The sequence below is a fragment of the Flavobacterium sp. B114r genome (assembly GCF_056824125.1).
The window spans coordinates 2,743,998-2,769,156 of the sequence record NZ_CP124858.1 but is presented as its reverse complement, the minus strand read 5'-3'; the positions used below and the strand labels follow the sequence as shown (position 1 = coordinate 2,769,156).

Here is a 25,159-nt window from a genome sequence, read left to right as displayed (position 1 = left end):
TATGAACGACCGTAATAAAATAAACATAAACCAGAAATGAAAAATATTATTACAATACTTCTTTTATTAAGCACTGCAATGTTTACAAGTTGTTATGGACAGACCAAACCCATTGGAGAAGAACCTTTAAACTTAGAAAGCTTTGATTTTGATACCAAGATATTAGACTTATATCCTGAGAAAAACAAGAGTAAAGAATATAACGGTTATTATGAAATAAAAGGAACGGTACATTCTCAATTGGTCGCAAAAGACACTACTTATATAAATGAATATTCAGAAAATAAAAAAGCAATTGGTTTAGAGTATCGTCAAAAAAGTTCAACCTCAATTGATACAATGGCAGTATTTGAAAATCAGCGGTTCCAGAAGGTTAATGTAGCCACAACAATAAATGGTACAATAAAAGTAATAAATGCTGTTGCTGATGAAATTACGTCAAAACAATGTGATGGATTAATTACCAAATTAGTCAAAAAATATGGCAAGCCTAAAAAATTGAAGAATAATTGGAATGAAACTTTTACAATATATGAGTGGACCACTAAAAACAAAATTATAAGGTTTGTGTCTGCTTTTGATGATGAAAGCACAACTATGAAAATAGTAATTCATAAAGAGAATAAAACGATTGCATCGGGAGAGAAAGAACCACACTATGTTGGTTATTTGTTCATCATCAACCCTTTATTAAAAGCCGAAGTTTTTGGTAAAATGAAAACAGGAGATTTTGTTTATCTTGACGAAAAAATGGACTAAAAACTACCTTCACAAAAAATGAAAAAAATTGTATTTAAGTTTTGGATAATTAATTTCCTGATAAGCGTTGCATTATTTTTTATCTATAATATGGTGATTGCAGCAACAAAAACGGTGGATGGAAATTTATTCGAAAAATTGATCCAGATTTTAGAACTGTTATTAAATATGGGATTTGCATTTATATATTTTATTGCGATGGCTATTTCTTCTTTTGTACTTCTTCTAAATTTGGTAGAAAAGATTAGAAATAATTTCTATCTGTCACTTTCAACATTTTTAGGAATACCACTATTTTGTTTTATCCTTATCATTAGTAATGTATTGATTGATATTCGCTTACATAATTTTACTATTTTGACAACGCTTGCCATTTTTTCAACAATTGGTTTGTTGCTTACCACAATACAATTTTTATTGTTCAGAAAAAGAATTAACAAAATACAAGTTCAATAAAAAAACTGCTTACAAAACGAGTTTTTGTATCAAACAGACTGAAGTTTAAAATTTAACAACCCTTTTTCAATTGAACTTTAGTAACAATATTGGCTTTATACTTCAATTTTTTGACTGATCGCAAAGTACCTAAATCATTATATACAAACACAATGAGACATTATATACTTACAACCATTTTACTTTTGGCTTTTTGTGCTTGTAATAACCTTGACAAACAAAAAAAGAATGTTGCAATAATCTCTAATGATAGTTTTTTGCAAGACAAAAATGACAGTACAAAGACAACAAAGCAAATTCTTAATAAATTATTGCCGAGTGTTTTAGCATTAGCTAAAGCTGACACTTCCGCATTTTATTATGGTAAAAATGTAATCGAAAAAGACAGCTTATCGAGGCAATTATTAGTGGGTAAATTCATTGACAAAAGAAAAATAATTGCAACAGAAATAAATATTAGAGACAACATTATCAATTTTTTTCTACCTGGATAAGGATAATTGGAAATTAATTGGTAGCGAAAAGACAAACATTTCTATCTACAAAATAGAATTTGAAGACCTCGACGGAGACGATAAAAACGAAATAGTAACTTCGTCATCCAGTAACATGAATGGCAACTCGTGGAAAGAAATTTATTATTATTCAGACAAAACTAATACGATCAAATATGCAGGTTCGTTTTCAACTGACTATGAAGTAAAAAAACAAAAAAAGCAAATCGAAGAAACATACGAAGGCAGCTGGTATATGGATCAATCCAAAACACTTTATGAGTGGCGTAGCGAGAAGTTAGTTCCAATAAAACAAATTATCCTGGCTCACGAGCAAAATACTTATGAAAACGGAAAACTGACTTTTGAGTATTACGAAAATTCGATCAATGAAATTGAAGGACTGAAATTGAAATTTAAAGAACCTTACACCAGTGACAAAAAACAAAAAGATCTTTGGGACAATTTTTTTACCAAATAATAAAAGATTGCTTGCCTGTAACATAGCAACTTTTGTATAAATTCCCGACCACAGAAAAACATTTAAAAATCTGTACATCAGCTTAAAAAAAAAGTACCAAAATGAAAACACTTGTTCTTATATCAATTTTAGTATTCTGTCTTTCTTGTAATAACAAGAATACAAAAACAGTTGAAAAATCAGGCCATCCAAAAGAGGTAAAAAAAACAATTTATGAGACTAAAATTAAATCCGACAGTACTGTTATTAAAGATTTCCTAAATGAAGTTATGAAAGAAGAAGATATTCTTTTTAACGGAAAATTAAAAAGATATTTTTCTATAAGTGAATTTGAAGAAGTATTTGGAAAAGCAGACAGCATTAAATTAATATCAGAAGAGGGACCTTGCTTTTCTATTTTCGAAAACAAAGATGGAAGTTCAGATATGGAAGATAAATATCTGTATAAAGATGGTTCACGATTTGAAAACACAAAAGACAAAGTAGCCGTTGATAAATTTAGATTTACAGAAAATAATTTTATTTTGTTTAAAGGAATCAAATTAAACTCGTCTATACCAATAAGTGACTTACAAAAAATCTTTCCGAATGCAACAAAAAGCATCGGAAATATGGATGTATATAAAGAAGGAAAACTACAAGTAATTCAGTTAAGAGAGGACGAAAATAATATTTATTACGGATACATAAATTTATTTATTAAAAATGGAAAATTATATTTTATGCATTGGTGGTATCCTTGTTAAAAATACCTAACATACAACATTGGCTCAGCTGAATTTAAAAAATACTCAAGAATAAAACACTAAATAAAAAAGCTACAAAAATTATTGCACTTTTTTTATAACCGGAAAAAACCAATCTTTGTCAAAACGGATTATATGTTTTATTATCTAAAAAAAAACTATAATTTTAAAAATATACAAATGAAAATACTATTGTTCCTTCTCTTTAACTTTTCATCTCTTTTTGCTCAAAATAAAAGTATTACAGTTTATAAAGAATATTATGAGAACAGTTCGGCAATTAAAGTTAAAGGTTTCATGTCTGACAAAGGCACTAAAGAGGGTTTATGGAACTCATATACAAAAAATGGTATGCTGGTAATAACAGGGAATTTTGAAAATAATCGAGAAATAGGTGTTTGGAAAGAATTTTACGACAGTGGAAAAATACTGAAAACCCTAAACTATATAAATGGGAAGAAAGCTTTGCAAAAATATTATTATGAAAACGGAACACTAATTTCTGAAACAGACTATATCAATGGAAAAAAGGAAGGTGAAGTAATTGTTTATTGGGAAAACGGAAAAATAAAATCCAAAGAGAATTATCTACATAATAATCAAATTGGTAAGTTCAGTGTTTTTTCTAAAAATGAAATTTTGGTAGTTGAAGGAACTTACTCAAACGACTCAAAAGAAATAGGAATTTGGAAATACAATTTCTCTGATGGAACCTTACGCCAAGAGATTGATTATACCTCAGAAATAGAAAAAAAAGAAACCACTTATGACAGTAGTGGGAAAATTACGGACATTAAGTACGAAAAACGATTATAGTATATTTTATAAGACACACTATCAATAAAAGCCAAAAAACATGCCCCAAACCACTACCGAAACATTAAAACCAAAACAACATTTTGAAATCCTGGACGGATTAAGAGGAGTAGCCGCTTTGGCAATTGTCTTTTTTCATTTTATGGAAATCGTTTATCCTCCCAAAGAAAATTTTATCGCCCACGGTTTCCTCGCAGTTGACTTTTTCTTTTGTCTCTCGGGATTTGTTATTGCTTACGCTTACAATGACCGTATTGACAAAATGAAACTTACCGACTTCTTTAAATTAAGATTAATCAGATTACATCCTTTGGTTGTTTTTGGCTCTGTATTGGGTTTGTTGACTTTTTTATTTGACCCGTTTGGCGGACATCCTGAAGCCTACGAAACCGGCAAAGTGATATTGATCTTTCTGGCTTCGGTTTTTCTAATTCCGTTTCCGGCAATGGCAGATCGTTATTTCAATTTATTTGGTTTAAATGCGCCTGGCTGGTCCTTGTTTTGGGAATATGTGGCTAATATTTTTTATGCCCTTTTTCTATACAAACTAAGCCGTCGTTCCCTTTTTATATTAACCCTTTTTGCAGCAGCAGGAATATGTTTTGTCAGTCATCGTGCGGGAGGTTCCCTAATGGGCGGATGGAGCGGAGAAACCTTTTGGGATGGCTGTGCCCGTATTTCGTACTCGTTTTTAGCAGGAATGCTCATCTACCGCTCCAATTGGATTATTAAATCAAAACTGGGGTTTATCGGTTTATCTGTATTATTGCTTTTAACGTTCTTTATCCCTTTTTCAGATTTCAATTGGCTAACAGAACCTTTTGTAGTACTACTCTATTTTCCATTACTGATCGTATTAGGCGCCGGAGCAACTCTAAAGCCCGTATTCAGAAAACTATGTATCTTCTTCGGAAAAATATCGTATCCGTTATACATGACGCATTACGCAGCCATGTGGATATTTGCCAACTATTACACCAAATATAAACCTGAAACAGGTCAACTGGCTTTGATTATGTTTATTGGAACATTGCTTTTATTAGGTGTTGCCTATTTGACAATGATTTTCTACGATATCCCTATTCGAAAATATCTTACGGATAGGAGAAAGAAGATTTAAAATACATTTCGCGTAAAGTTTTATTTAAAGCCACTGATTAAAAGGATTGAAGTGATTTTTTTGTTTCACGCAGATTTAAAAAAATATTTAAGCAGATGGTCGCAGATTTATAGAATCAAAATTAGATATGACTTAATTTGCACGATATGCGCGAAAACAAAAAACTTTACAACTCTGGGCGATTAAATTTTAAGCATATTAAACTTAGTAATCTGAGAATTTGGCGCAAAGTTCAAAATTTTAACACAGAAAAAAATTAAGTTTCGGCAAGATTAACAAAACTGCTTGAAAACTTTGCGCCTTCGAGCCTTTGCATGATTAATTTTCAATATCTTTTAATCCCACCACTTCCAATTGCATCCCAAAACTCCAATTCAAAAAAAATATAAAGAATATTTGCGTCTCTGATCCCGATAGCCATCGAGATTCGAGATCGTAATATAAAAAAAAGTGCCTTAGTGGTAAAAACAAATAAACTAATGAAAGTAAAAAACTTATTGATCCTGATTTTTCTAATATTTACAAAACAGGTAAAATCTCAAAATAAGATTGATGGAATTTTCAAAATAAAAATTGAAGAATCTATGATTTCGAGAGGAGACAATTTTCCTGATTTTGAAGTACAAAAAGATAGTTTAGATAAGCTTTTATTTGCGCTTCATAAAGGTTTCTCCCTAAACAATTTTCAAGATTTCGCAAAGTTTGATGATGAAAAAATGTCAAAGTTAATCGCCTTTTTAGAATCTAAAAATTGGCTTCATAAGATCAATAATCAATACAAACCCACCGTTTTTATTTCTGATGCAAAAGACGGAGAGTTACTTTATAAATATGCAAAACCAATTTCAAAAAAAATAACTAAATCAATCTTTAAAAAATTACCGGAAATAAAATCGTTATTCGAAAAAACGGCAATTTCAAAAACTGAAAGTTTTGAAAAATGGTCCTTTCTTATTTTAAGTGATGTCTTACTGGATTCCTGGCAAATTAATAATGTAGAAAAAGAATTTCTTAAACAAAACAACAGGCCTTTAAGAAATGGAAACCATTATTATTTCAGAATCAGCGAAAATACAAATTCGCAAATTGAATCTTTTGGAATTTACGGTAATCAAACGAAGGAAATTGATAATAAATATATCAGTGTTTATGGCAATAACAGAAACAATCTGAAAACTGCCTCGATCGAAAATAATATTACGAAATCAGCAAAAAGACCTATGTAAAATTAGGTTACAACAAAGAGATCTCTTTTGAAGAATTTTTTATTTGGCGGTATCATTTCATTTATACACAATCGACAAACGAAATGAACAAAAATGGAATTCTAACAATCCCGGCATATGGCAATTTTGAATATATTTTAGAAGAATAAACAAATACTCAAAGAAATATTCCTTTTGGCAAGATTGAAAAAAAATCACTTCACACAGATTATACAGATTAAAGTTTTCTTTCACGCAGATTTAAAAAGATTGAAGCACATGCTCGCAGATTTATATAATCAAATTTAAATCTGCCTTAATCTGCACGATCTGCGTGAAATAAAGAAAAAAAATTGCGTCTTTGCTCCCGATAACTATCAGGATTGCGCGATTAAAAAAACCTTTGTCCCTTTGCCTGTTTGCCACTTTGTCCCTATATAATTTCAATACCAATTTCTAAATCCCTAATTTCGCATTCAAATAAGAAGGAGAAAAATGAAGGTCTGTATTGCTGAAAAACCAAGTGTAGCACGCGAAATCGCATCCGTTTTGGGAGCCAATACCAAACATGATGGATATTTTGAAGGAAACGGTTATGCGGTGACCTACACATTTGGGCATTTATGTACCTTAAAAGAACCAAACGACTATAAACCGCACTGGAAAAGCTGGGATTTGAACAACTTACCTATGCTTCCGGAGAAATTCGAAACCAAAGTAGTTCAGAATTCAGGAATCCAAAAACAGTTCAAAATTGTAAAAAGCTTATTCGACAAAGCCGAGTTGGTCATTAACTGCGGGGATGCCGGGCAAGAAGGAGAACTGATTCAGCGTTGGGTTATGAACGAAGCCAATTACAAAGGCGAAGTACAGCGTTTATGGATTTCGTCCTTAACAACCGAAGCGATAAAAGAAGGTTTCGAAAACTTAAAACCCTCTGAAAACTACGATAATTTATTCTACGCCGGATTTTCAAGAGCCATTGGCGACTGGTTATTGGGTATGAATGCCACACGATTATACACCGTAAAACATGGTGGATACAAACAAGTTTTGTCTATTGGCCGTGTACAAACGCCCACATTGGCAATGGTTGTAGATCGCTGGAAAGAAATTGAAAATTTTAAACCTCAACCCTATTGGGAATTACAGACTCTATACAGAGAAACCCTTTTTAGTTATGAAGATGGTCGTTTCCTGAAAAAAGAAGATGGAGAATTATTAGCCAATAAAGTCAAAGAAAGCGAATTCGAAATTGTTTCGGTCGAGAAAAAGAACGGAAATGAGTTTGCGCCTAAACTATTTGATTTAACGGGTTTACAAGTATATTGCAATACCAAGTTTGGGTTTTCGGCAGATGAAACGCTTAAAATCGTGCAGACTTTGTACGAGCAAAAAGTAGTGACGTATCCCAGAGTTGATACGACTTTTCTACCCAATGACATTTATCCGAAAGTACCGGGAATTTTGCAAAAATTAACCAAATACGCCGAATTAGCGCAACCTCTTTTAGAAAAAAAGATTAAAAAATCACCTAAGGTTTTCAACGATAAAAAAGTTACGGATCACCATGCTATTATTCCAACCGGAATAGAAAGTAATTTACAATACAATCAGCAGCAGGTTTACGATATTATTACAAGACGTTTTATTGCCGTTTTTTATGATGATTGTCTGGTGGCCAATACTACAGTAATTGGAAAAGCAGCCAAAGTACACTTTAAAACCACCGGAAAAGAAATCCTAAAAAAAGGATTCCGTGTTGTTTTTGAAGACCCGAATGCCAAAGAAAAAGAAGCCGATTTGTTACCGAGTTTTGTTGTGGGAGAAAAAGGTCCGCACGAACCTTCGTTTTTAGAAAAAGAGACCAAACCACCCAATCAGTTTACGGAGGCAACTTTACTGCGTGCCATGGAAACTGCAGGAAAACAAGTAGATGACGAAGATTTGCGAGAATTGATGAAAGAAAATGGTATTGGTCGTCCGTCTACACGTGCGAATATTATCGAAACACTTTTTAAACGTCAGTACATTGTTCGAAATAAAAAACAGGTTTTACCAACACCAACAGGGATTCAGCTTATTGATACGATTCAGAATGAATTGATCAAATCGGCTGAATTGACAGGTTCCTGGGAGAAGCAGCTTAAAGATATCGAAAAAGGCACTTTTACCGCTGGAGCGTTTATCAAAAACATGAAGCGAATGGTCGAGGCTTTGGTTACCGAAGTACGAAGCGAAACCCGACATGCTAATATTTCGCATGCTGCCGCTACTCAAAAAGAAGTAGTGAAAGTTGAAAAAAAGAAAGCTGCAGGAATTCTGGCTGAAACTTGTCCGAAGTGCCAGAAAGCAACTCTTATAAAAGGAAAATCAGCCTACGGATGTGGAAACTATAAAGCAGGTTGTGATTTTTTACTACCGAATACTTTTGCAGAGAAAAAAATATCCGAAAACCAATATTTAAGATTGGTTCAAAAAGGATCAACCGTAAACATAAAAGGTTTCAAAACCGATGAAGGAATTGTTGAAGGCTTGATTCGTTTTGAAGAAAACTACAAACTAAAATTAGAAGTCAAAAAAACAGCTCTAAAAGCCAAACCTGTCGCAACAACAGATTCTGATGCCTTAACGTGCCCAAAATGTAAAAAAGGAACGATCATGAAAGGAAAAACGGCTTATGGTTGTGGAGATTATAAACTGGGTTGTGATTTTAAAGTGACTTTTGATGATGTTAGGGCAAAACTAAAAAATCAAAAACCTACTAAGGAATTGGTATACGCTATATTGAGCGAGAGTATATAATTTTTTTAGCCACGAATTGCACAAATTAGCACGAATTTTTTTTTACGCAGATTTAAAAAGATTTAATTTTGATTTAATTATATAAATCTGTGAGAATCTGCTCAAATCTTTTTAAATCTGCGTGAAATAAAATCATTTCAATTTATAGCGAGTTTTCTATTTACAATTTGAATAATAATTCGTGGAAATTAGTGCAATTCGTGACAAACTTTTTTTTAATATCTTAGCTTCTCAATTTAACATCAAAAACCGTAAATATGTTTCAGAAAATTACTCTTTTAATGCTTTTAGTTACCGTTATTTCTTGTCAAAAAAAAGAATCTGTAGAAAAAGATAAAATCAAAATAGCAGATTGGCTTATCGGAAACTGGGAAAACAAATCTCCGGATGGTGTTATAACAGAAAGCTGGACAAGACTTAACGATAGCTCTTTTACTGCCTCTTCTTATTTTATTAAAGGAAAAGATACTTTGCATTTCGAAACCATTGTTTTAGCTCAAAAAGGAGAAACACTGACTTATTTTGCAACCGTAAAAGGTCAGAATGATGATAAACCGGTAGCATTTCCTTCAACCGCCGAATCTGACAAGCAATTGGTTTTCGAAAATCCAAAACACGATTATCCTCAAAAAATCACTTACACAAAAGGAGCTGATAATACTTTGACTGCAGAAATTTCAGGAAAATTAGATGGAAAAGTAAGTTCTGAAAAATTTGTTTTGGTTAAGAAATAATGATCTCACGAAGTCTTTTTTTGACGCGTATAATCATAATTTAATTTGACTTTTTTTAATGCACATAATCGTAATCGAATTTGATATTTTTTTTAACTGGACTTCAGTCCAGCCCTAGAATATTGGTCGAGCCTACGGCTTTTTTTGGAGTCTTAAAATTTCTTAGGAATCGATTATAGTATAGCAATGTCTGAAACTTCGGGATTATAATTAGACTTATAAAAGCTTCTTATTAATCTAATTTCAACCAAACTCTAGTATATAAAGAACCTTCGGTTCGATTCATTTTGTAAGGCTGGACTTTAGTCCAGCGCAAAAAAGTCGATAAAAAAAAACTACTCATTCTCCCCAATCTTATTCACCATCAAAATCATCAGGATACCTAAAAGTGCCATGATCAAAAACGCCCATTTCATACTTAAGTATTCAGAGATAAACCCCACCATTGGCGGCACCAATAAAAAACCAAGGTAACCAATAGTAGAAATCGATGTTAATGCAGAACCACTGCTTAGTTTCGACGATCTTCCGGCAATACTAAATACTAACGGAACCACACATGAAACCCCAACGCCAATTAATACATATCCAAAAATTGTTGGGTAAATAAAAGGCAATAGAAAACAAACTAAAAACCCTACAGTGATAAAAATACCACTGTAAAGCAAGATTCGTTTCGTACCAAACTTCATCACTCCATAATCGCCAAACAAGCGTCCTAAGGTTACCGCAGTAGCGAAAAATACAAATGCAGCACTGGTTAACTTTGGAGAAGCGTGCAGTATATTTTCAAAATAGATCCCACTCCAGTCGTACATCGTATTTTCGCAAGCCATAGAGACAAAGCAAATTATGGCAAACTTGACCAGATTTTTTTCCGGCATCGAAAAGAACTTCTTTTTTACCGGTACAGGCTGATTATGAATACTCAATGGATAAAAACAAGCCGTAAGACCGAGCATAAAAATACTTACTCCCAATAAATGTTCTGATGGTGCAATATGCTTGGTTACCATAACATATCCTAAACCAGCTCCTGCAAAAACGGCAATACTCCAAACGGCATGAAAACGGGTTATGATCGATTGCGGATATAATTTTTGAACCTCAAGCGATTGTGCATTAATAGACAGATTGAAAATATTACGAGATACCCCAAAGATTAAAAGGATAATCACCAATTGCCATACAAAAGCAGCTAAACCAGGCAAAGCCAATACAATATTAAACATGATGGCTCCTAACAGCATCACATACCGACTACTGTATTTATTTAATAGTTTTCCTGTAAACGGCATTGTGAGCATTAAACCAATCGGAAAAGCAAATAAAACAGTTCCAAACTGAGCTTCAGATAAATGCAACTGTGCTTTTATATGCGGAATTCGGGAGACCCACGAAGAATATCCAAATCCGGAAAGGAAAAAAAATACAGTGTTGGCTATACGGAATCCCCTGGGGGTGTTTTGTAATTTTTTAAAAAAGGGTAAAATCATGAAGAGCATTTCTTTATAAGGCTACAAAATTAAGGTTTTGAAGTGTAACTTCTACCCTTTTCATGTTTTTTAATAAAAGCCCGAAAATATTATTTGTCATGTTATTTTGAATAAATTCTAAAATAAAATTGACAAAATATGGCAATAGGCAGATTAAATCAAGTCTTTGCAAAACCAATTAAAGAGTTCAGAATTTGATACAGGTGCAAATTATTTAGATAAAATTCTATGTTCGAAAACAATAATTTTTTACATTTCATCGTGCATAATGCTAAGCTAATTTATCATGACCAGAAGTGCTTTTGATCTGGGAGAAAAGTCAAGATTATAACAAACGAAATTGTATTGTTACTCTTTTTTAAGTTTTTATTTTTAATTATTCTAAATAAGACTTAAGTTTGTGAAAAATATTTTAATTAATAAAATTTAAACTTCATCCTATGAAATCTAAAACTTTAAAATCAATAGCATTTTTACTTTTAATGTTGGTTGCCACCCCACAATTATTTGCTCACGCTCTCTGGATCGAAACCAAAGCTACCGGAACAAAAGGAAAAGCTCAGGAAATTTCAGTTTATTTTGGAGAATTTTCAGATAATGACATTACAAAAGCAGACAAATGGTTCTCTGATTTGAAGGACTTTACTTTGGTATTGGTTTCTCCTTCAAAAAAGGAAACAAAACTTACTTCAAAAGCTTTAGACAATAAATATCAAGCGTTTTTTACTCCGGATGAAGATGGAGTTTATACTGTTGTAATGCACCACAAGGTAAAAGATGTTTACGGAACTATGGTTTTAGATTACAATTCAAGCGCTACTGTTGTAGTTGGAAATAAAACTGCAGGAAATTATGCAACTGCCAACAATAATGTTATTGGTGTGTTTAGCGAAAATGCTGACATAGCAAAAAAGAATGTCAAAATTGATGGTTTTGCATTATATGAAGGTGTTGCTGCAAAAGAGCAAAAAATAAAAGTAATTGCTCCCAATGGTTGGGAAAAAGAATTATGGACAAACGACAAAGGTCAATTTTCATTTACACCAATCTGGACTGGAAATTATATGGTAGAATTTGCTTATACTGAGAAAGCTGCCGGAGAACACAATGGCAAAAAATACGATGAAATCTGGAAAATGGCTACTTACTTTGTTACAGTTAAATAATTTTCAAACTGCTTTTTTCAGCTAAAAAATAAAGAAATTTTTCTTCACTCAAAACCTTGTTCTCTTAACAAGGTTTTTTTGTACAAAGACGTGACATAATTCAAAATATTATTTAGAACTATTCTTTATTAATAAAGAATTAAAATCGGAATAGCAAAATCTTAAGCTAATCTTAAGAAAAAACTAAGAAAGATTTAAGCGAGAAAATGTCTTGTTAAATTTTGTTAAAACATCTATGTGCCCTTATATTTGCAAAAAAAATAGTTATTCTTATTCAATCTAAATAAATACCATGAAATATAATTTACTACTCGCTTTATCCTTGCTTAGTTTTGCCTCATATAGTCAGGATTACGCTGCTGCAGAAAATACTTCGGCTGTAAATGATACTGTAAAAAACAAAAAGGGAGAAACTCTTAATGAAGTTTTAATTACTACAAACAAACCTAAAAAGCCAATTGAAGCTGCTCGTTCAGGTATTAAAGTAATGGACTTGCCACAAAGTGTTCAGATTATTGGAAATGATGTTATCATACAACAACAAGCTATCAGACTTAGTGAAGTGGTAAAAAACCTAAATGGTGTTTATGTAGGATCAGCTCGTGGTGGTGCTCAGGAGTCATTCTTTTCAAGAGGTTATGATATGGGTGCCAATAATATGTTTAAAAACGGTTTTCGTTTCAGCAGCGGATCTATGCCTGAAGTTTCTTCTTTAGAAAAAGTAGAATTCTTAAAAGGAAGTGCTGCTTTATTATACGGTAACGTTGCTCCGGGAGGAATCCTGAACATGGTTACAAAAACACCTCAGTTTACAAAAGGTGGAGAAGTTTCTATGCAAATGGGAAGCAATTCTTTTTATAAACCATCAATTGATATCTACGGGCCATTAAATAAATACATTGCTTTTCGTTTTACAGGTACGTATGAGAACTCAGAAAGCTTTAGAGATATCGTAAAAAACGAACGTTATTACATCAATCCATCGTTTTTATTTAAAGTAAGCGACAAAACTCAAATTACACTACAAGGAGATTATCTTAGTTATGACTGGACTCCGGATTTTGGAACTGGAATTATTGGTAAAGAAATTGCTGATGTGCCACGAAGCAAATACTTAGGAGCACTTTGGTCTTACGGAAAAACAACTCAAACAAGTATTTCTGCTTTAGTAAACCATAATTTTAATGATAACTGGAAATTGAATTTCAATACTTCATTCCAAAACTATGACAGAACTTCTAAAGGAACTGAACGTGTTTCTATTGATATTACGATCCCGAATTATAAAGATGGAGATTACATTCGTCCGTTAGGTCAAAATCACAACTTTGAGCAAATCATGGGACAACAATTGAGCTTACAAGGGATTTTTTATACTGGAAAAGTGAAACATCAGGTTTTTACCGGTGTTGATTTTGAAAACTCATTTACACAAGCCTATACTTATGCCTTTGATGAAAAAATGGTAAAAGATGCTAAAGGAAAATTCATTGCAAATGCATACGATCGCGTAAATATTTATGACCTTATTTACGATAATCAACGTATGGATATCCCAAATGCAAATGCAACTAAACTTGTAAATACAGATTCGAATCGTTTTGGGGTTTACGCTCAGGATTTAATCTCGATTACAGACCAATTTAAAGTTTTAGCAGGATTACGCTGGTCATGGCAGGAAACTCAAGCAACAACAACTGATTATACTAAAACACCAATTACAGTTGCAGAAGGACAAAAACTAACAGATCAGGCTTTTTCTCCTAAAGTAGGTTTAGTATATCAGCCAACAAAAAACACGTCTTTGTTTGCAAGTTATTCTAACTCATTTACGCCAAACACAGGAACAACTGTTGATTTACAACCAATAAAACCATCTATTATTGATCAATACGAAGCAGGTATCAAGAAAGATTTCTGGAGAGGTTTATTGAGCACAAACGTTACAGTATACCAGATCACAAACAGCAACCTGGCACAAACAGCTGAATTTAAAGCTGACGGAACGCCAAACTCAGATACAAACGTAAAAGTATTAAGTGGAGAAACTAAAAGTAAAGGTGTTGAAGTTGATATTACAGCAAGACCAGTTGAAGGTTTGAACATTATTGCAGGTTATAGCTACAACGATATGCGCTACACAAAAACTTCAGGATTAAACGGAAGTTTTATCGAAGGGGATCGTTTAGTAAGAACACCGGCAAACACGGCAAATTTAAGTTTCTTCTACACGCTGCAAGATGGTTTCCTTAAAGGTGTTTCTGTTGGAGCAATAGGTAATTATATCGGAAAAAGAACCGGTGGATGGAATAACCTAATAGTAATTAACCCTACTACAGGAGTTCAAACTATCAATGATAGAGAAATTCCTTTAGAAGCTTACACGACAATTGATATATCTGCAGGATATACCTGGAGAAAGATCTCAATATTATGCAAATTATCAAACATTACAAACGAATTGAATTATACGGTTCACGAAAATTATAGTGTGAATCCAATTGCACCACGTCAGGTAATGACAAGCTTAAGATATAAGTTCTAAAAATTTGAATTAGATTTTAATCTGCCAGGGCTTTTTCTACCTTTTTGAAGAATAGAAGAAGCTTTTGGACTTTAATACAAAACCTCATTTATTATCGCTAAATGAGTTTTTTTGTTTTTAATCGTCAAAATTTTAATTCGTGAATTCGTGACAGAAAATATTCATACAAAATAAAACCCGACACATTCAAAAAAACATGTCGGGTTTGTATCTAAAAAGTAAAACTGATCTTATTTCAATCCAGCAATACTTTGCTCTATAGTAGTGATTTTTGCTAAAGCATCAGCTTCTTTTTGTCTTTCGTTAGCCAAAACTTTTTCCGGTGCACCACCAACAAATTTTTCATTTGATAATTTTGACTGAACTGATTTTAAGAAACCTTGCGTATACACCAACTCTGCAGTTAGTTTTGCAATTTCAGCTTCAACATCAATATTTCCTCCTGAAATTGGAATGAAATATTCATTTGATTTTACACGAAAAGACAATGCTCCGTCTACTTTAGCAGAAACATATTCGAAAGCCGAGATATTTCCTAGTTTCGTTACGATTGTATCGAAGTAAGTTGTAAGACTCTCACTATTGATTCCTTTTAATTCGATAGCATCTTTAAACGGAATATTTTTATCTTTTCTAATGGTTCTGATTCCTGAAATTACTTCAATAGTACTTTCAAAATCAGTAATTAAACCTGCGTTAAAAGGTTTTAATTCTGGCCATGTCGAAACGATCAAAGCTTCTTCAGGAGTTCTGTCAGCAATTAAATGCCAAATTTCCTCTGTTAAGAAAGGCATGAAAGGATGAAGTAATTTTAAATTACTTTCTAACATTTCGATCGCTTTATCAAACGTTGCTTTGTCAATTGGCTGTTGGTATGCAGGTTTGATCATCTCTAAAAACCAAGAACAGAAATCATCCCAAACCAATTTGTAGATCGCCATTAAAGAATCTGAAATTCTGTATTTTTCAAAATTATCTTCGATATCAACTAAGGTTTGCTGCAACTTGGCTTCGTACCATTCGATGGCTACTTTTGATGATTCCGGTTGTGGAATAGTTTCAGAAACTTCCCATCCTTTTATCAATTTAAAGGCATTCCATATCTTATTAGAGAATGCTTTTCCCTGATTACATAATTCTTCATCAAACATAATGTCGTTTCCTGCAGAAGCACTTAAAAGCAATCCTACACGAACACCATCTGCACCAAATTTCTCGATCAAGTCTAAAGGATCAGGAGAATTTCCTAATGATTTAGACATTTTACGACGTTGTTTATCACGTACTAAACCTGTTAGATATACATTTGTAAATGGTTTTTCACCAGCATATTCATAACCGGCAATAATCATTCTGGCAACCCAGAAAAACAAAATATCCGGACCTGTAACCAAGTCGTTTGTTGGATAATAATACTTAAAATCTTCACTTTCAGGATCCATGATTCCGCCAAAAACTGACATTGGCCATAACCAGGATGAGAACCATGTGTCTAGAGCATCAACATCTTGTCTTAAATCTTTTGTTTCAAGTTTTAGGTTTGAAGTTCTTTCTTTAGCTAAAGCTAGCGCCTCTTCGATAGTTTCTGCAACTACAAAATCTTCTTTTCCGTCTCCGTAATAATAAGCCGGAATTTGTTGTCCCCACCATAACTGACGGGAAATATTCCAATCACGAATATTGTTTAACCAATGTGCGTAAGTGTTTTCGAAACGTTTTGGGTGTAATTTAATATCTCCATCAACCAAAACAGATTTAATTGCGGGTTTTACTAAATCTTCCATTTTCAAAAACCATTGATCTGATAATCTTGGTTCGATTACCGCTTTAGTTCTTTCTGATGTTCCAACTTTATTTAAGTGGATTTCGGTTTTTGCCAAAGCTCCATTTTCTTCTAATTCTTTTGCAATTTCAGTACGAACCACAAAACGATCTTTCCCTTGGTAATGCAATCCAAAACTATTTAATGTAGCATCTTCATTAAAAATATCAACGATTTCAAGATTGTGTTTCTCTCCTAACGCTTTATCATTCATGTCATGCGCCGGAGTTACTTTTAAGCATCCGGTTCCAAATTCTACATCTACATATTCATCTTCGATAATCGGGATTACTCTTCCACAAATAGGAACAATCGCTTTTTTACCTTTCAAATGAGTAAAACGTTCGTCATTTGGGTTGATACAAATAGCAGTATCTCCAAAGATAGTCTCAGGACGTGTTGTCGCAATCGTTAAGAAATCTTCTGAACCTTCGATTTTATATTTCAAGAAAAATAATTTTCCTTGTTGTTCTTCATAAATAACCTCTTCGTCAGACAAAGTTGTTTTTGCTTCAGGATCCCAGTTTACCATACGGTACCCTCTGTAGATTAATCCTTTATTATATAGGTCAACAAAAGACTTAATTACAGAAGCTGACATATCAGGATCCATAGTAAATTTGGTTCTTTCCCAATCGCAGGAAGCACCTAACTTTTTAAGCTGATCCAGGATTACTCCACCATATTTATCTGTCCATTCCCAGGCATGTGCCAAAAATTCTTCGCGGGTTAAATCGTTTTTATTGATACCTTCTGCTTTTAATTTTGCTACAACTTTGGCCTCAGTTGCAATAGAAGCGTGATCCGTTCCCGGAACCCAACAAGCATTGAAACCTTTAAGACGTGCTCTACGAATCAAAACATCCTGAATGGTATTGTTCAGCATATGCCCCATGTGCAAGACTCCAGTGACATTTGGTGGCGGGATTACAATTGTATAAGGTGTTCTATGATCTGGTTCTGAATGAAAATAGTTGTTTTTCATCCAGTAATCATACCATTTATTCTCGATCGTCTTAGCGTCAAATTGTGCTGGAATACTCATTTATTATAGATATGTTTAATCGTTAATTCGTTTTAATTGTTTAACCGTGGATTTGTTTAACTGTTTGTTTTTTTGCGTCCGTAACAAAATTTACAGAACTTCAATTGATTAAACAAATTAACATTTAAACAATTAAACAAAAACTTGGTTCAATTTTTGTAATTATATTTGACAGCAAAAGTAAATAATTAAGTACACTATAAAAAGAGAATTAATAATTTGTGTGTTAATTAAAAGAATGTATATTTACTTACAACTTAAAAACAATTTCAAAATGAAAAATGTAGCCTCTTTTATTGCTGTCGTATTGTTTAGCGCAATAGGTTATGCACAAAACGGCCCAAAAATTGAATTTGCAGCCCAAGACAATACCATTGATTATGGTAAAATTTCAAAAAGTGACAACGGAGTTCGCTCTTTTGAATTTACAAACACAGGAGATGCACCGCTTTTAGTAACTGGCGCAGAATCTACAGTAAGTTCTATAGTAGTCACCAAACCCGCAGCAGCAGTAATGCCCGGTAAAAAAGGTAAAATTGATGTAAAATACAACATGGCTTCCGGTCCAATTCGCAAAACAATTACCGTTGAAACCAATGCTGTCAACTACCCTGATGGTAGAGTCGCCTTAAAAATCAAAGGTGAAGTTTTATAACAAAACAAAAATCTAAAAATAGTAAGAGGTTGTCTGAAAAGACGACCTCTTTCTTTTATTATACTAGTAGATTTACAGAGTGTTTCTTGAAAAATGTAAATTTGGGCTAAAATGGTCTTCTATAAACTTTTCTAAAGCTTCTACGAGATCAAAAATGAGGTTAAAATTGCCCAAACGGATTTTAGCGATCCATTTAGAAAAGTTGTGAGCAATAGCAATCAGGCCAAATTCAGTATTTACTTTGGCTGTTTTGGTAAGTGTAAATCTTTTAAATCCTTTGTTTTGCTTGATGTTACCAAAAACCGGCTCTGGTTCAATACATCTTTTACTATAAATTTCCCTGCCCAATTCACTTTCTAAATTCTCTCTTGCCTTGAATTTCAGTCTTTGAAGATTGTGATTAATTTCTATCCGTCTGTTCCCCTTAGCTTTAAAGCATTGCCCCCGCAGAGGACATCCTGCGCAATTTAAAGCCTCATATACCGAATGATACTGTTCAAAACCAGTTGTAGTTTTTGATTTCTTAGTAAAGATACGAGGCATTTGCTGCCCCATTGGACAAACCAAAAAGTCTTGCTCATTATTATGAAACAGGTTTTGTGCGTGGAATAAATTGTTTTTATGCTTACGGGTCTCTTCGATACGGTACATGTTGTAGGGAACAAAAAAATCAATTTCTTTGTCTTCAAGGAGTTGATAATTTTCCTCACTTCCATAGCCCGCATCGGCTATAACTTTTGCAGATTGTTTGCCATAGTTGCTTTTGAATCCTTCTAAGTGAGTCTTTAATGTGGTAAAATCAGTAGAAGTCTGGTGGGTGGAGTAATGTGTAATAATTTGATTTTCTGTAGAAATCTGAATATTATAACCCGCTTTTAATTGTCCGTTGCCCATATGATCTTCTTTCATGCGCATAAAAGTAGCATCGGTATCGGTTTTCGAATAACTGTTTCTATCCCCCAGAATTTCGAGATGTTTCTCATATTCTTTAAGTTTTACAAGCTGTTCTTTCTCGAGTTTTTGAAGTGATTTGTTCTGCTGTTTACTCAGCTTCTGCTTTTTTTCACTTTGGTTGATCTCGTGTATTTTTTCTTCTAATTTCTTACTGTCTACCTTGGTATCAGTTTGGTTATCAGTATGCATAATGTCTGACTCGATAGCCTGACCAATATCTGCCAGAACAGCATCGATTTTTCCCTGAAGCCTGTCTTTATGTTTTTCAACTGCTTTTTTCCACACAAAGCTGTATTTATGTGCGTTGGCTTCTATTTTAGTACCATCAATAAATTGTCTCTCCAGGCTAATGAGCTCTAAATCTACCATCATCAGAACGACCTGGCTGAAAAGTTTTTCGATATTCCCTTTTAATTTTTTTCCTCTAAAGTCATTGATAGTTCTAAAATCCGGCTGAAGTCCTCCCGAGAGCCACATAAAATATATATTCTCCTTCACGGCTCTAGCCAGCTTTCGGCTGGAATAGGTATTATTGAGATATCCGTAAAACAATATTTTCAATAACATCTTAGGATGGTAGCTGGATCTTCCACCGCCTTTAAACTGTGATATAATCTCGGAAATTTCCAACTGTTCAACAACACTGTCTATTAATCGGGCAGAATGATTCTCTGGGATCAGATCATTTAAATTCAATGGAAAAAGATCTTGCTGGTGAACCGAATGAGGCTTAAAAACTGGCTGCATAATCATTGATTTTAGTACTTAAATATAAGAAAAATCAATGTGTAAAACAAAAAAAAACTGCCCGAAATTACTTTTCGGACAGCCTCTTTTTGTAACTATATTTTAAATTAAACCCGACAGGTTTTTGAAATCTGTCAGGTTTGCTTATAGATAGTGAGTATTTAAATTGTCAAATCTTTGTCAAAGTTCTAAAACTTTTAGTAACGGCATTACTAGTGTGATTTCTCCTTCGTCGAAATTGACAAGATTGTGGCTAGTTTTGTGGTTTCTCAACACATTCAGAAGTTGAAAATTTATATTTTACACGATCAAAATCGATAGGTTTATCTTTTACCAAATAAGTAACGCCCATCGTAGTTTGCATGGTTCCGTTTCCTAAAATAAGTTGGTTGTCACGTTTTAAAAATGCCATCGGATTTTTGAACGTCTGATTTTTATTTGTTTTTTCCTTAAAAGTATAATCTACAAATAACGTATCTCCCTTAAATTCTCCTTTAAGTTCTCCTATTTTCTCTGGCGCATTAGCAACTTTCATTACCATATCCCCTCCAATTTTACCGTTCTTTAAAGTATTTAATTTTAAATCGATTGTATCTTTTTCATACACCGCTTTATAGCATTCTGTACTTACGACTTTTTCAGCTTCGGCCTGAGCAGCTTCAGCTTCTTTTTTTTGTTTTTCATCATTTTTACAGCTTTGCAGTCCAATCAAAGACAAAAGCAAACAAGATATGACTAACTTTTTCATAGATTATTTTTTAGGTTCGTTGTTATCTTATAAAGTTAAATAAAAAAGAAGCTAAAAAAAAGACTTCTGAATTAAAATTAAAAAACTAACAAGTTTTAATCCCGAGGCTTCGGGCAATGTCATTAAGTTAATGAGAAATCAAGAAAATAATTAGAAAAATCCGTTTTTATCAGCGTTTTCGCTTTAGCGAATCCGTAAAATCAGCGTCTAATTTTGACGCGGATAAAACAGATTTACTTCGTAAAAACACGGATAAAAACAGATTTGATTTACAATAATTTTATTTTCTAAAAACTTAAATTAATGAAATCGGGTTTCGGGACTGCTAGGTTAACTTACTGTACGTAAACTAAATCTATAAATTCTTAATAACGAACTCAGATCTTCTATTTAATTCGTGCTCTTCTTCTGAACAGGCATCGTCTGTTTTGCATTTTATGATAGGCACAGATTCTCCATAACCTTTTGCCTGTACTCTCTTTGCATTAATCCCTGATTCTATTATAAAATCTCTGGTCGAATTGGCTCTTTTCTGAGACAGGTCTTCATTAAATTTATCATTTCCTAATACAAATTAAGAAATTAGCGTAGTTTTTGATCATAAAATGATATTTTTCGATAAAAATAATAATGTTCATGAATCAAAAAACATGATTTAATAGTGAATTTTTCACAAAATTCAATCAATTCCGAAAATACATACTAATCACAGATAATTCTGTTTAAATCTTAAATAATTATGACTAAGTATTTTACAACTCATCTTCAAGCTTAAATCTGAATTTTAAAATCACACTATTTCTTTCTACTTCGAGATTAATCCAAATATCTTCTTCTGATTTTAAAAGTGTATTGATCTGTTGCAATGAATATTTATAGGGAACATTTTTATTGATACTCACTATAATGTCCCCTTTTTGCAAACCGCATTTTTCTGCTGCAGAATTTTTACGAATATTTACAATCTCATAAACAGGTTTTAAGGAAAACTTATATTTAAACTCCCCATCTTTTTTATTATCAGCTCGAACTTCCTCTAAAGTCGTCGCTACTTTTACCATTTCTAAATGAACCGTTTCCTGAACCCATTGCAGTCCGTTGTGCTGAATGGTAATTCCACTTTTATTATATGTGAAGGGTTCTGAAAATTTATTGTTTTTTTTAAGATATAACTTCTTATCCGCATAATCTAAAACCACTGTAAACCGTTTTAGAACTTCCCCCCCAACAGACCCAATCCGATCCGGAACCATATTTACATTCTTGATAGAACTTGAATCCGGAAATGATACAATTGGCTTTTTAAAATTAAAGTCGGCAATTAAAAAATTATCAATTTTAGCGCGATGCCCTTCGATATCCCCACTAAAACCTTTTCCTAAAAAATCAGGAAAATTCTTTTTAGGCAACTTAATTTTATTGTTTTCAAAAATCCAAAAAGCATCACTATTACCTATATCAATAAGTAATTTTGCAGGTATGGTAACTGTATCTACAATTGCTTTGGCATAAATATAGGGCTTAGATCTTTCGATAGTTATGGGAATTGCTTTAAACTTCTTATCCATCCTTTTACGAGTTTCCTCATTATTAAGATAAACTACAATTCTCTTTTTTTGATAATTGACCTCTACTATATTATTTTTAAAAAATTTATATCCTATAATACCATTTACCGGAATACCTATATGTGAAGACAAATTAAAACTTTGATCTAAAATTATATACACTAAATGATTTCCTGACTTTAAACCATGCGTTTCTAAAATATTATTGGTCGATTTTAATCCTTCGATTTCTACTTCACTCCCTAATCCTCTCAGTTTTATTTTTTCAATGTTTTTAAAACTCACTTCCTGTCTTTCTTCCATACTGAACAAAATTGTTTCTTCGACGCCGGAATCAAGTAGAAAGTTTAATTCAATGCCGTTTACTTTTATAGGAATAAAAACAAGGTTATTAATCAGCTTAAAAGGAATAGTAACCTTCTTATTGCGGTTTTCGATTAAGAAATCACCTTGGGCCAAAAGCGTAAAAGATGTTAAAAGCCCAAAAAACACTATAAAATATTTTTTCATTGATAATATTTTATGATAAAATTACTAAAAATATTGATATTTGACACATTTTAATAAGTACCCGTAATGTTTACGTTAAATTCGAAAAAAAAACGCAAATTTGCACTTCAATAATAAAACTCATGCCAACAATTTCTCACAAAGGCAGAAACATGCCCGAATCACCGATACGTAAACTTGCTCCTTTTGCAGATGCTGCAAAACAAAAAGGAAAAAAAGTGTATCATTTAAACATTGGTCAACCGGATATCAAGACACCCGAAGTGGCCATCGAGGCGGTAAAAAATATTGATTTAACTATTATAGAATACAGTCCGTCTGCCGGATATGAAAGTTATAGAAAAAAATTAGCAGATTTTTACCAGCGTCAAAACGTAAATGTTAACTCAGAAGACATCATTATTACTACTGGTGGCTCTGAAGCCTTGTTGTTTGCACTAGCCACAATTACAGATCCGGGAGATGAAATTATTATTCCTGAACCTTTTTATGCGAACTACCATGCATTTGCCTCTTCTACGAGCGCAACTGTAGTTCCGGTAATTTCGACTATCGAAAGTGCTTTTGCTTTGCCAAGTATCGAGACGGTTGAAAAATTGATTACACCAAAAACAAAAGCGATATTAATTTGTAATCCCGGTAATCCAACGGGTTATTTATATTCAGAAGCTGAAATTAAGCAACTAGCAGGTTTAATTAAAAAACACGATTTATATTTAATTGCTGACGAGGTATATCGTGAGTTTTTATACGATGGAGATGATGTTCATTTTTCTGTAATGAATCTTGAAGATGTACAGCAAAATGTAATTATGGTCGACTCTGTTTCAAAACGTTACAGTATGTGCGGCGCAAGAATTGGCTGTCTGGTAACAAAAAATAAAGACGTACTGTCTACAGTAATGAAGTTTGCCCAGGCGCGTTTAAGCCCGCCTACAATTGAGCAAATTGCCTGCGAAGCTGCAATAGACACACCACAGAGTTATTTTGATGAAGTAATCTCTGAATATAAAGGACGACGTGACACACTAATTACTGAATTGAATAAAATTGAAGGTGTTATTGTCACTAAACCAAAAGGCGCATTTTATTGCATTGCACAATTGCCAATAGAAAATGCCGATGATTTTGCACAATGGCTTCTTGAAACTTATGACCTGAACGGAGAAACTGTAATGGTTGCTCCTGCTGCCGGATTTTATTCGACACCGGGAATGGGACTTAATCAGGTAAGAATTGCCTATGTCTTAAACAAAAAAGATTTAATTACTGCTGTAAACATTTTAAAGGAAGCTCTTTTAGTTTACAACAAGAAGTAATAACAAAAATCAAAGACTTGCAAAAGACAATAACACCTTATGTTATTGTCTTTTGTATTTTACAACAAACACCTTTTTGATTTTAATTTAAATTATATCCAAAAAGGAATAATTAAATAGTAAAAACGATAGAAAAGGTTTCCTTTTTATTAATTATCTTTACCGCCTTAAAAAGATATACCCATATTAATAGTAGTTTTTAATGATAAATAACGAAGATTTTTTAGACGAAATAGGAGACAATCATTTTAGCAGTAACGCACAAAACCCTGTAAGACAGGATGCTTTCGACTTAAGTGATGAAGAAAAAATAGAAAAAATAAAAAAAGATGTTGAAAACATTCTACAAACTTTAGGAATGGATTTGACGGACGACAGCATAAAAGGTACTCCAAACCGAGTTGCAAAAATGTTTGTTAAGGAAATTTTTGGAGGTCTTAACCCTACAAAAAAGCCAAAAGCTTCAACTTTTGACAATAATTACAAATACGGCGAAATGTTGGTAGAGAAAAACATTACTGTTTATTCTACCTGCGAACATCATTTATTGCCAATTATCGGACGTGCGCATGTTGCCTATATTTCAAGCGGAAGAGTGATTGGTTTGTCTAAAATGAACCGAATTGTAGAATATTATGCTAAAAGACCTCAGGTTCAAGAACGTTTGACAATGCAAATTGTTCAGGAATTACAAATCGCTTTAGGTACAGATGATGTTGCTTGTGTTATCGATGCAAAACATCTTTGTGTAAATTCAAGAGGAATTAAAGATATTGAAAGCAGCACTGTAACGTCTGAATTTGGTGGAAAATTCAAAGATCCTCAAACAAAAAGAGAATTTTTAGACTACATTAAATTGGATACACAGTTCTAAAAAAGTTTATTGTTTTTAGTTTATAGTTTGTTGTTATGGCAAAAATAGAAAAATTCGAAGATTTAGAAATTTGGAGATTGGCCAGGACAATCTG

General features: G+C 32.9%; 20 protein-coding genes and 1 pseudogene. 15 read left to right on the top strand and 6 right to left on the bottom strand.

The genetic code is table 11. The annotated features are described in order from the left end of the window. Positions 1–36: 36 nt before the first annotated feature. The 10 genes from QLQ94_RS11845 to QLQ94_RS11800 all read left to right on the top strand — a co-directional run bounded on the left by QLQ94_RS11845 (position 37) and on the right by QLQ94_RS11800 (position 9,616). Positions 37–759: a hypothetical protein gene (locus QLQ94_RS11845; RefSeq protein WP_482499851.1), complete on the top strand. Its 723-nt coding sequence runs from the start codon at positions 37–39 to the stop codon at positions 757–759. 18 nt (positions 760–777) lie between these two features. Beyond that, positions 778–1,215: a hypothetical protein gene (locus QLQ94_RS11840; RefSeq protein WP_271335835.1), complete on the top strand. Its 438-nt coding sequence runs from the start codon at positions 778–780 to the stop codon at positions 1,213–1,215. A 152-nt stretch (positions 1,216–1,367) separates the two neighbouring features. Then, positions 1,368–1,709: a hypothetical protein gene (locus QLQ94_RS11835; RefSeq protein ID WP_482499850.1), complete on the top strand. Its 342-nt coding sequence runs from the start codon at positions 1,368–1,370 to the stop codon at positions 1,707–1,709. A 115-nt stretch (positions 1,710–1,824) separates the two neighbouring features. Continuing rightward, positions 1,825–2,190 carry a hypothetical protein gene (locus QLQ94_RS11830; RefSeq protein ID WP_271335833.1) on the top strand — a complete coding sequence of 122 codons (366 nt, stop codon included), beginning with the start codon at positions 1,825–1,827 and terminating at the stop codon, positions 2,188–2,190. Between the two features lie 101 nt (positions 2,191–2,291). After that, positions 2,292–2,936 (top strand): hypothetical protein, encoded by a 645-nt coding sequence (locus QLQ94_RS11825; protein ID WP_271335832.1) that lies wholly within the window; start codon positions 2,292–2,294, stop codon positions 2,934–2,936. A gap of 180 nt (positions 2,937–3,116) precedes the next feature. Continuing rightward, on the top strand, positions 3,117–3,752 hold the full coding sequence (locus QLQ94_RS11820) for a toxin-antitoxin system YwqK family antitoxin (protein WP_271335831.1): 636 nt from the start codon (positions 3,117–3,119) through the stop codon (positions 3,750–3,752). 40 nt (positions 3,753–3,792) lie between these two features. Continuing rightward, positions 3,793–4,872, top strand: coding sequence for an acyltransferase family protein (locus QLQ94_RS11815; RefSeq protein WP_482499847.1), 1,080 nt, complete (start codon positions 3,793–3,795; stop codon positions 4,870–4,872). Between the two features lie 479 nt (positions 4,873–5,351). Then, on the top strand, positions 5,352–6,098 hold the full coding sequence (locus QLQ94_RS11810; RefSeq protein ID WP_271335829.1) for a hypothetical protein: 747 nt from the start codon (positions 5,352–5,354) through the stop codon (positions 6,096–6,098). 474 nt (positions 6,099–6,572) lie between these two features. Next, positions 6,573–8,882, top strand: coding sequence for a type IA DNA topoisomerase (locus QLQ94_RS11805; protein WP_482499845.1), 2,310 nt, complete (start codon positions 6,573–6,575; stop codon positions 8,880–8,882). A gap of 257 nt (positions 8,883–9,139) precedes the next feature. After that, entirely contained in the window at positions 9,140–9,616 is a 477-nt protein-coding gene (locus QLQ94_RS11800) for a DUF6265 family protein (protein ID WP_271335827.1), read from the top strand. A gap of 335 nt (positions 9,617–9,951) precedes the next feature. On the opposite strand, the gene QLQ94_RS11795 is transcribed toward QLQ94_RS11800, so the two are convergent. Next, the gene (locus QLQ94_RS11795) at positions 9,952–11,112 is read right to left on the bottom strand and encodes an MFS transporter (protein ID WP_482499843.1); all 1,161 of its coding nucleotides are present in this window, start codon (positions 11,110–11,112) and stop codon (positions 9,952–9,954) included. A gap of 440 nt (positions 11,113–11,552) precedes the next feature. Here QLQ94_RS11795 and QLQ94_RS11790 point away from each other — a divergent pair, with 440 nt between their 5' ends. Beyond that, positions 11,553–12,278: a hypothetical protein gene (locus tag QLQ94_RS11790; protein ID WP_271335825.1), complete on the top strand. Its 726-nt coding sequence runs from the start codon at positions 11,553–11,555 to the stop codon at positions 12,276–12,278. 292 nt (positions 12,279–12,570) lie between these two features. After that, positions 12,571–14,823, top strand: coding sequence for a TonB-dependent siderophore receptor (locus QLQ94_RS11785; protein ID WP_482499841.1), 2,253 nt, complete (start codon positions 12,571–12,573; stop codon positions 14,821–14,823). Positions 14,824–15,053: 230 nt separating this feature from the next. Here the strand turns inward: QLQ94_RS11785 and QLQ94_RS11780 are convergent, their stop codons facing one another. After that, positions 15,054–17,690, bottom strand: a complete 2,637-nt coding sequence (locus tag QLQ94_RS11780; RefSeq protein ID WP_482499839.1) for a valine--tRNA ligase — start codon at positions 17,688–17,690, stop codon at positions 15,054–15,056. Between the two features lie 274 nt (positions 17,691–17,964). On the opposite strand from QLQ94_RS11780, the gene QLQ94_RS11775 reads away from it, so the two are divergent. Beyond that, positions 17,965–18,345 carry a DUF1573 domain-containing protein gene (locus QLQ94_RS11775; RefSeq protein ID WP_271335822.1) on the top strand — a complete coding sequence of 127 codons (381 nt, stop codon included), beginning with the start codon at positions 17,965–17,967 and terminating at the stop codon, positions 18,343–18,345. Between the two features lie 72 nt (positions 18,346–18,417). Here QLQ94_RS11775 and QLQ94_RS11770 read toward each other — a convergent pair whose 3' ends face one another. The 4 genes and pseudogenes from QLQ94_RS11770 to QLQ94_RS11755 form a co-directional block, all read right to left on the bottom strand. Further along, positions 18,418–20,052, bottom strand: coding sequence for an IS1182 family transposase (locus QLQ94_RS11770; protein ID WP_072959494.1), 1,635 nt, complete (start codon positions 20,050–20,052; stop codon positions 18,418–18,420). 247 nt (positions 20,053–20,299) lie between these two features. Further along, positions 20,300–20,794, bottom strand: coding sequence for a hypothetical protein (locus tag QLQ94_RS11765; protein ID WP_482499837.1), 495 nt, complete (start codon positions 20,792–20,794; stop codon positions 20,300–20,302). Between the two features lie 355 nt (positions 20,795–21,149). After that, positions 21,150–21,344 (bottom strand): annotated as a pseudogene (locus QLQ94_RS11760) (OmpA family protein); the annotation flags it as partial. Between the two features lie 202 nt (positions 21,345–21,546). Beyond that, on the bottom strand, positions 21,547–22,872 hold the full coding sequence (locus QLQ94_RS11755) for a PDZ domain-containing protein (protein ID WP_482499836.1): 1,326 nt from the start codon (positions 22,870–22,872) through the stop codon (positions 21,547–21,549). Between the two features lie 122 nt (positions 22,873–22,994). On the opposite strand from QLQ94_RS11755, the gene QLQ94_RS11750 reads away from it, so the two are divergent. After that, positions 22,995–24,191, top strand: a complete 1,197-nt coding sequence (locus QLQ94_RS11750; protein ID WP_482499835.1) for a pyridoxal phosphate-dependent aminotransferase — start codon at positions 22,995–22,997, stop codon at positions 24,189–24,191. 202 nt (positions 24,192–24,393) lie between these two features. Continuing rightward, positions 24,394–25,065 (top strand): GTP cyclohydrolase I FolE, encoded by a 672-nt coding sequence (gene folE / locus QLQ94_RS11745; RefSeq protein WP_271335815.1) that lies wholly within the window; start codon positions 24,394–24,396, stop codon positions 25,063–25,065. Positions 25,066–25,159 lie beyond the last annotated feature (94 nt).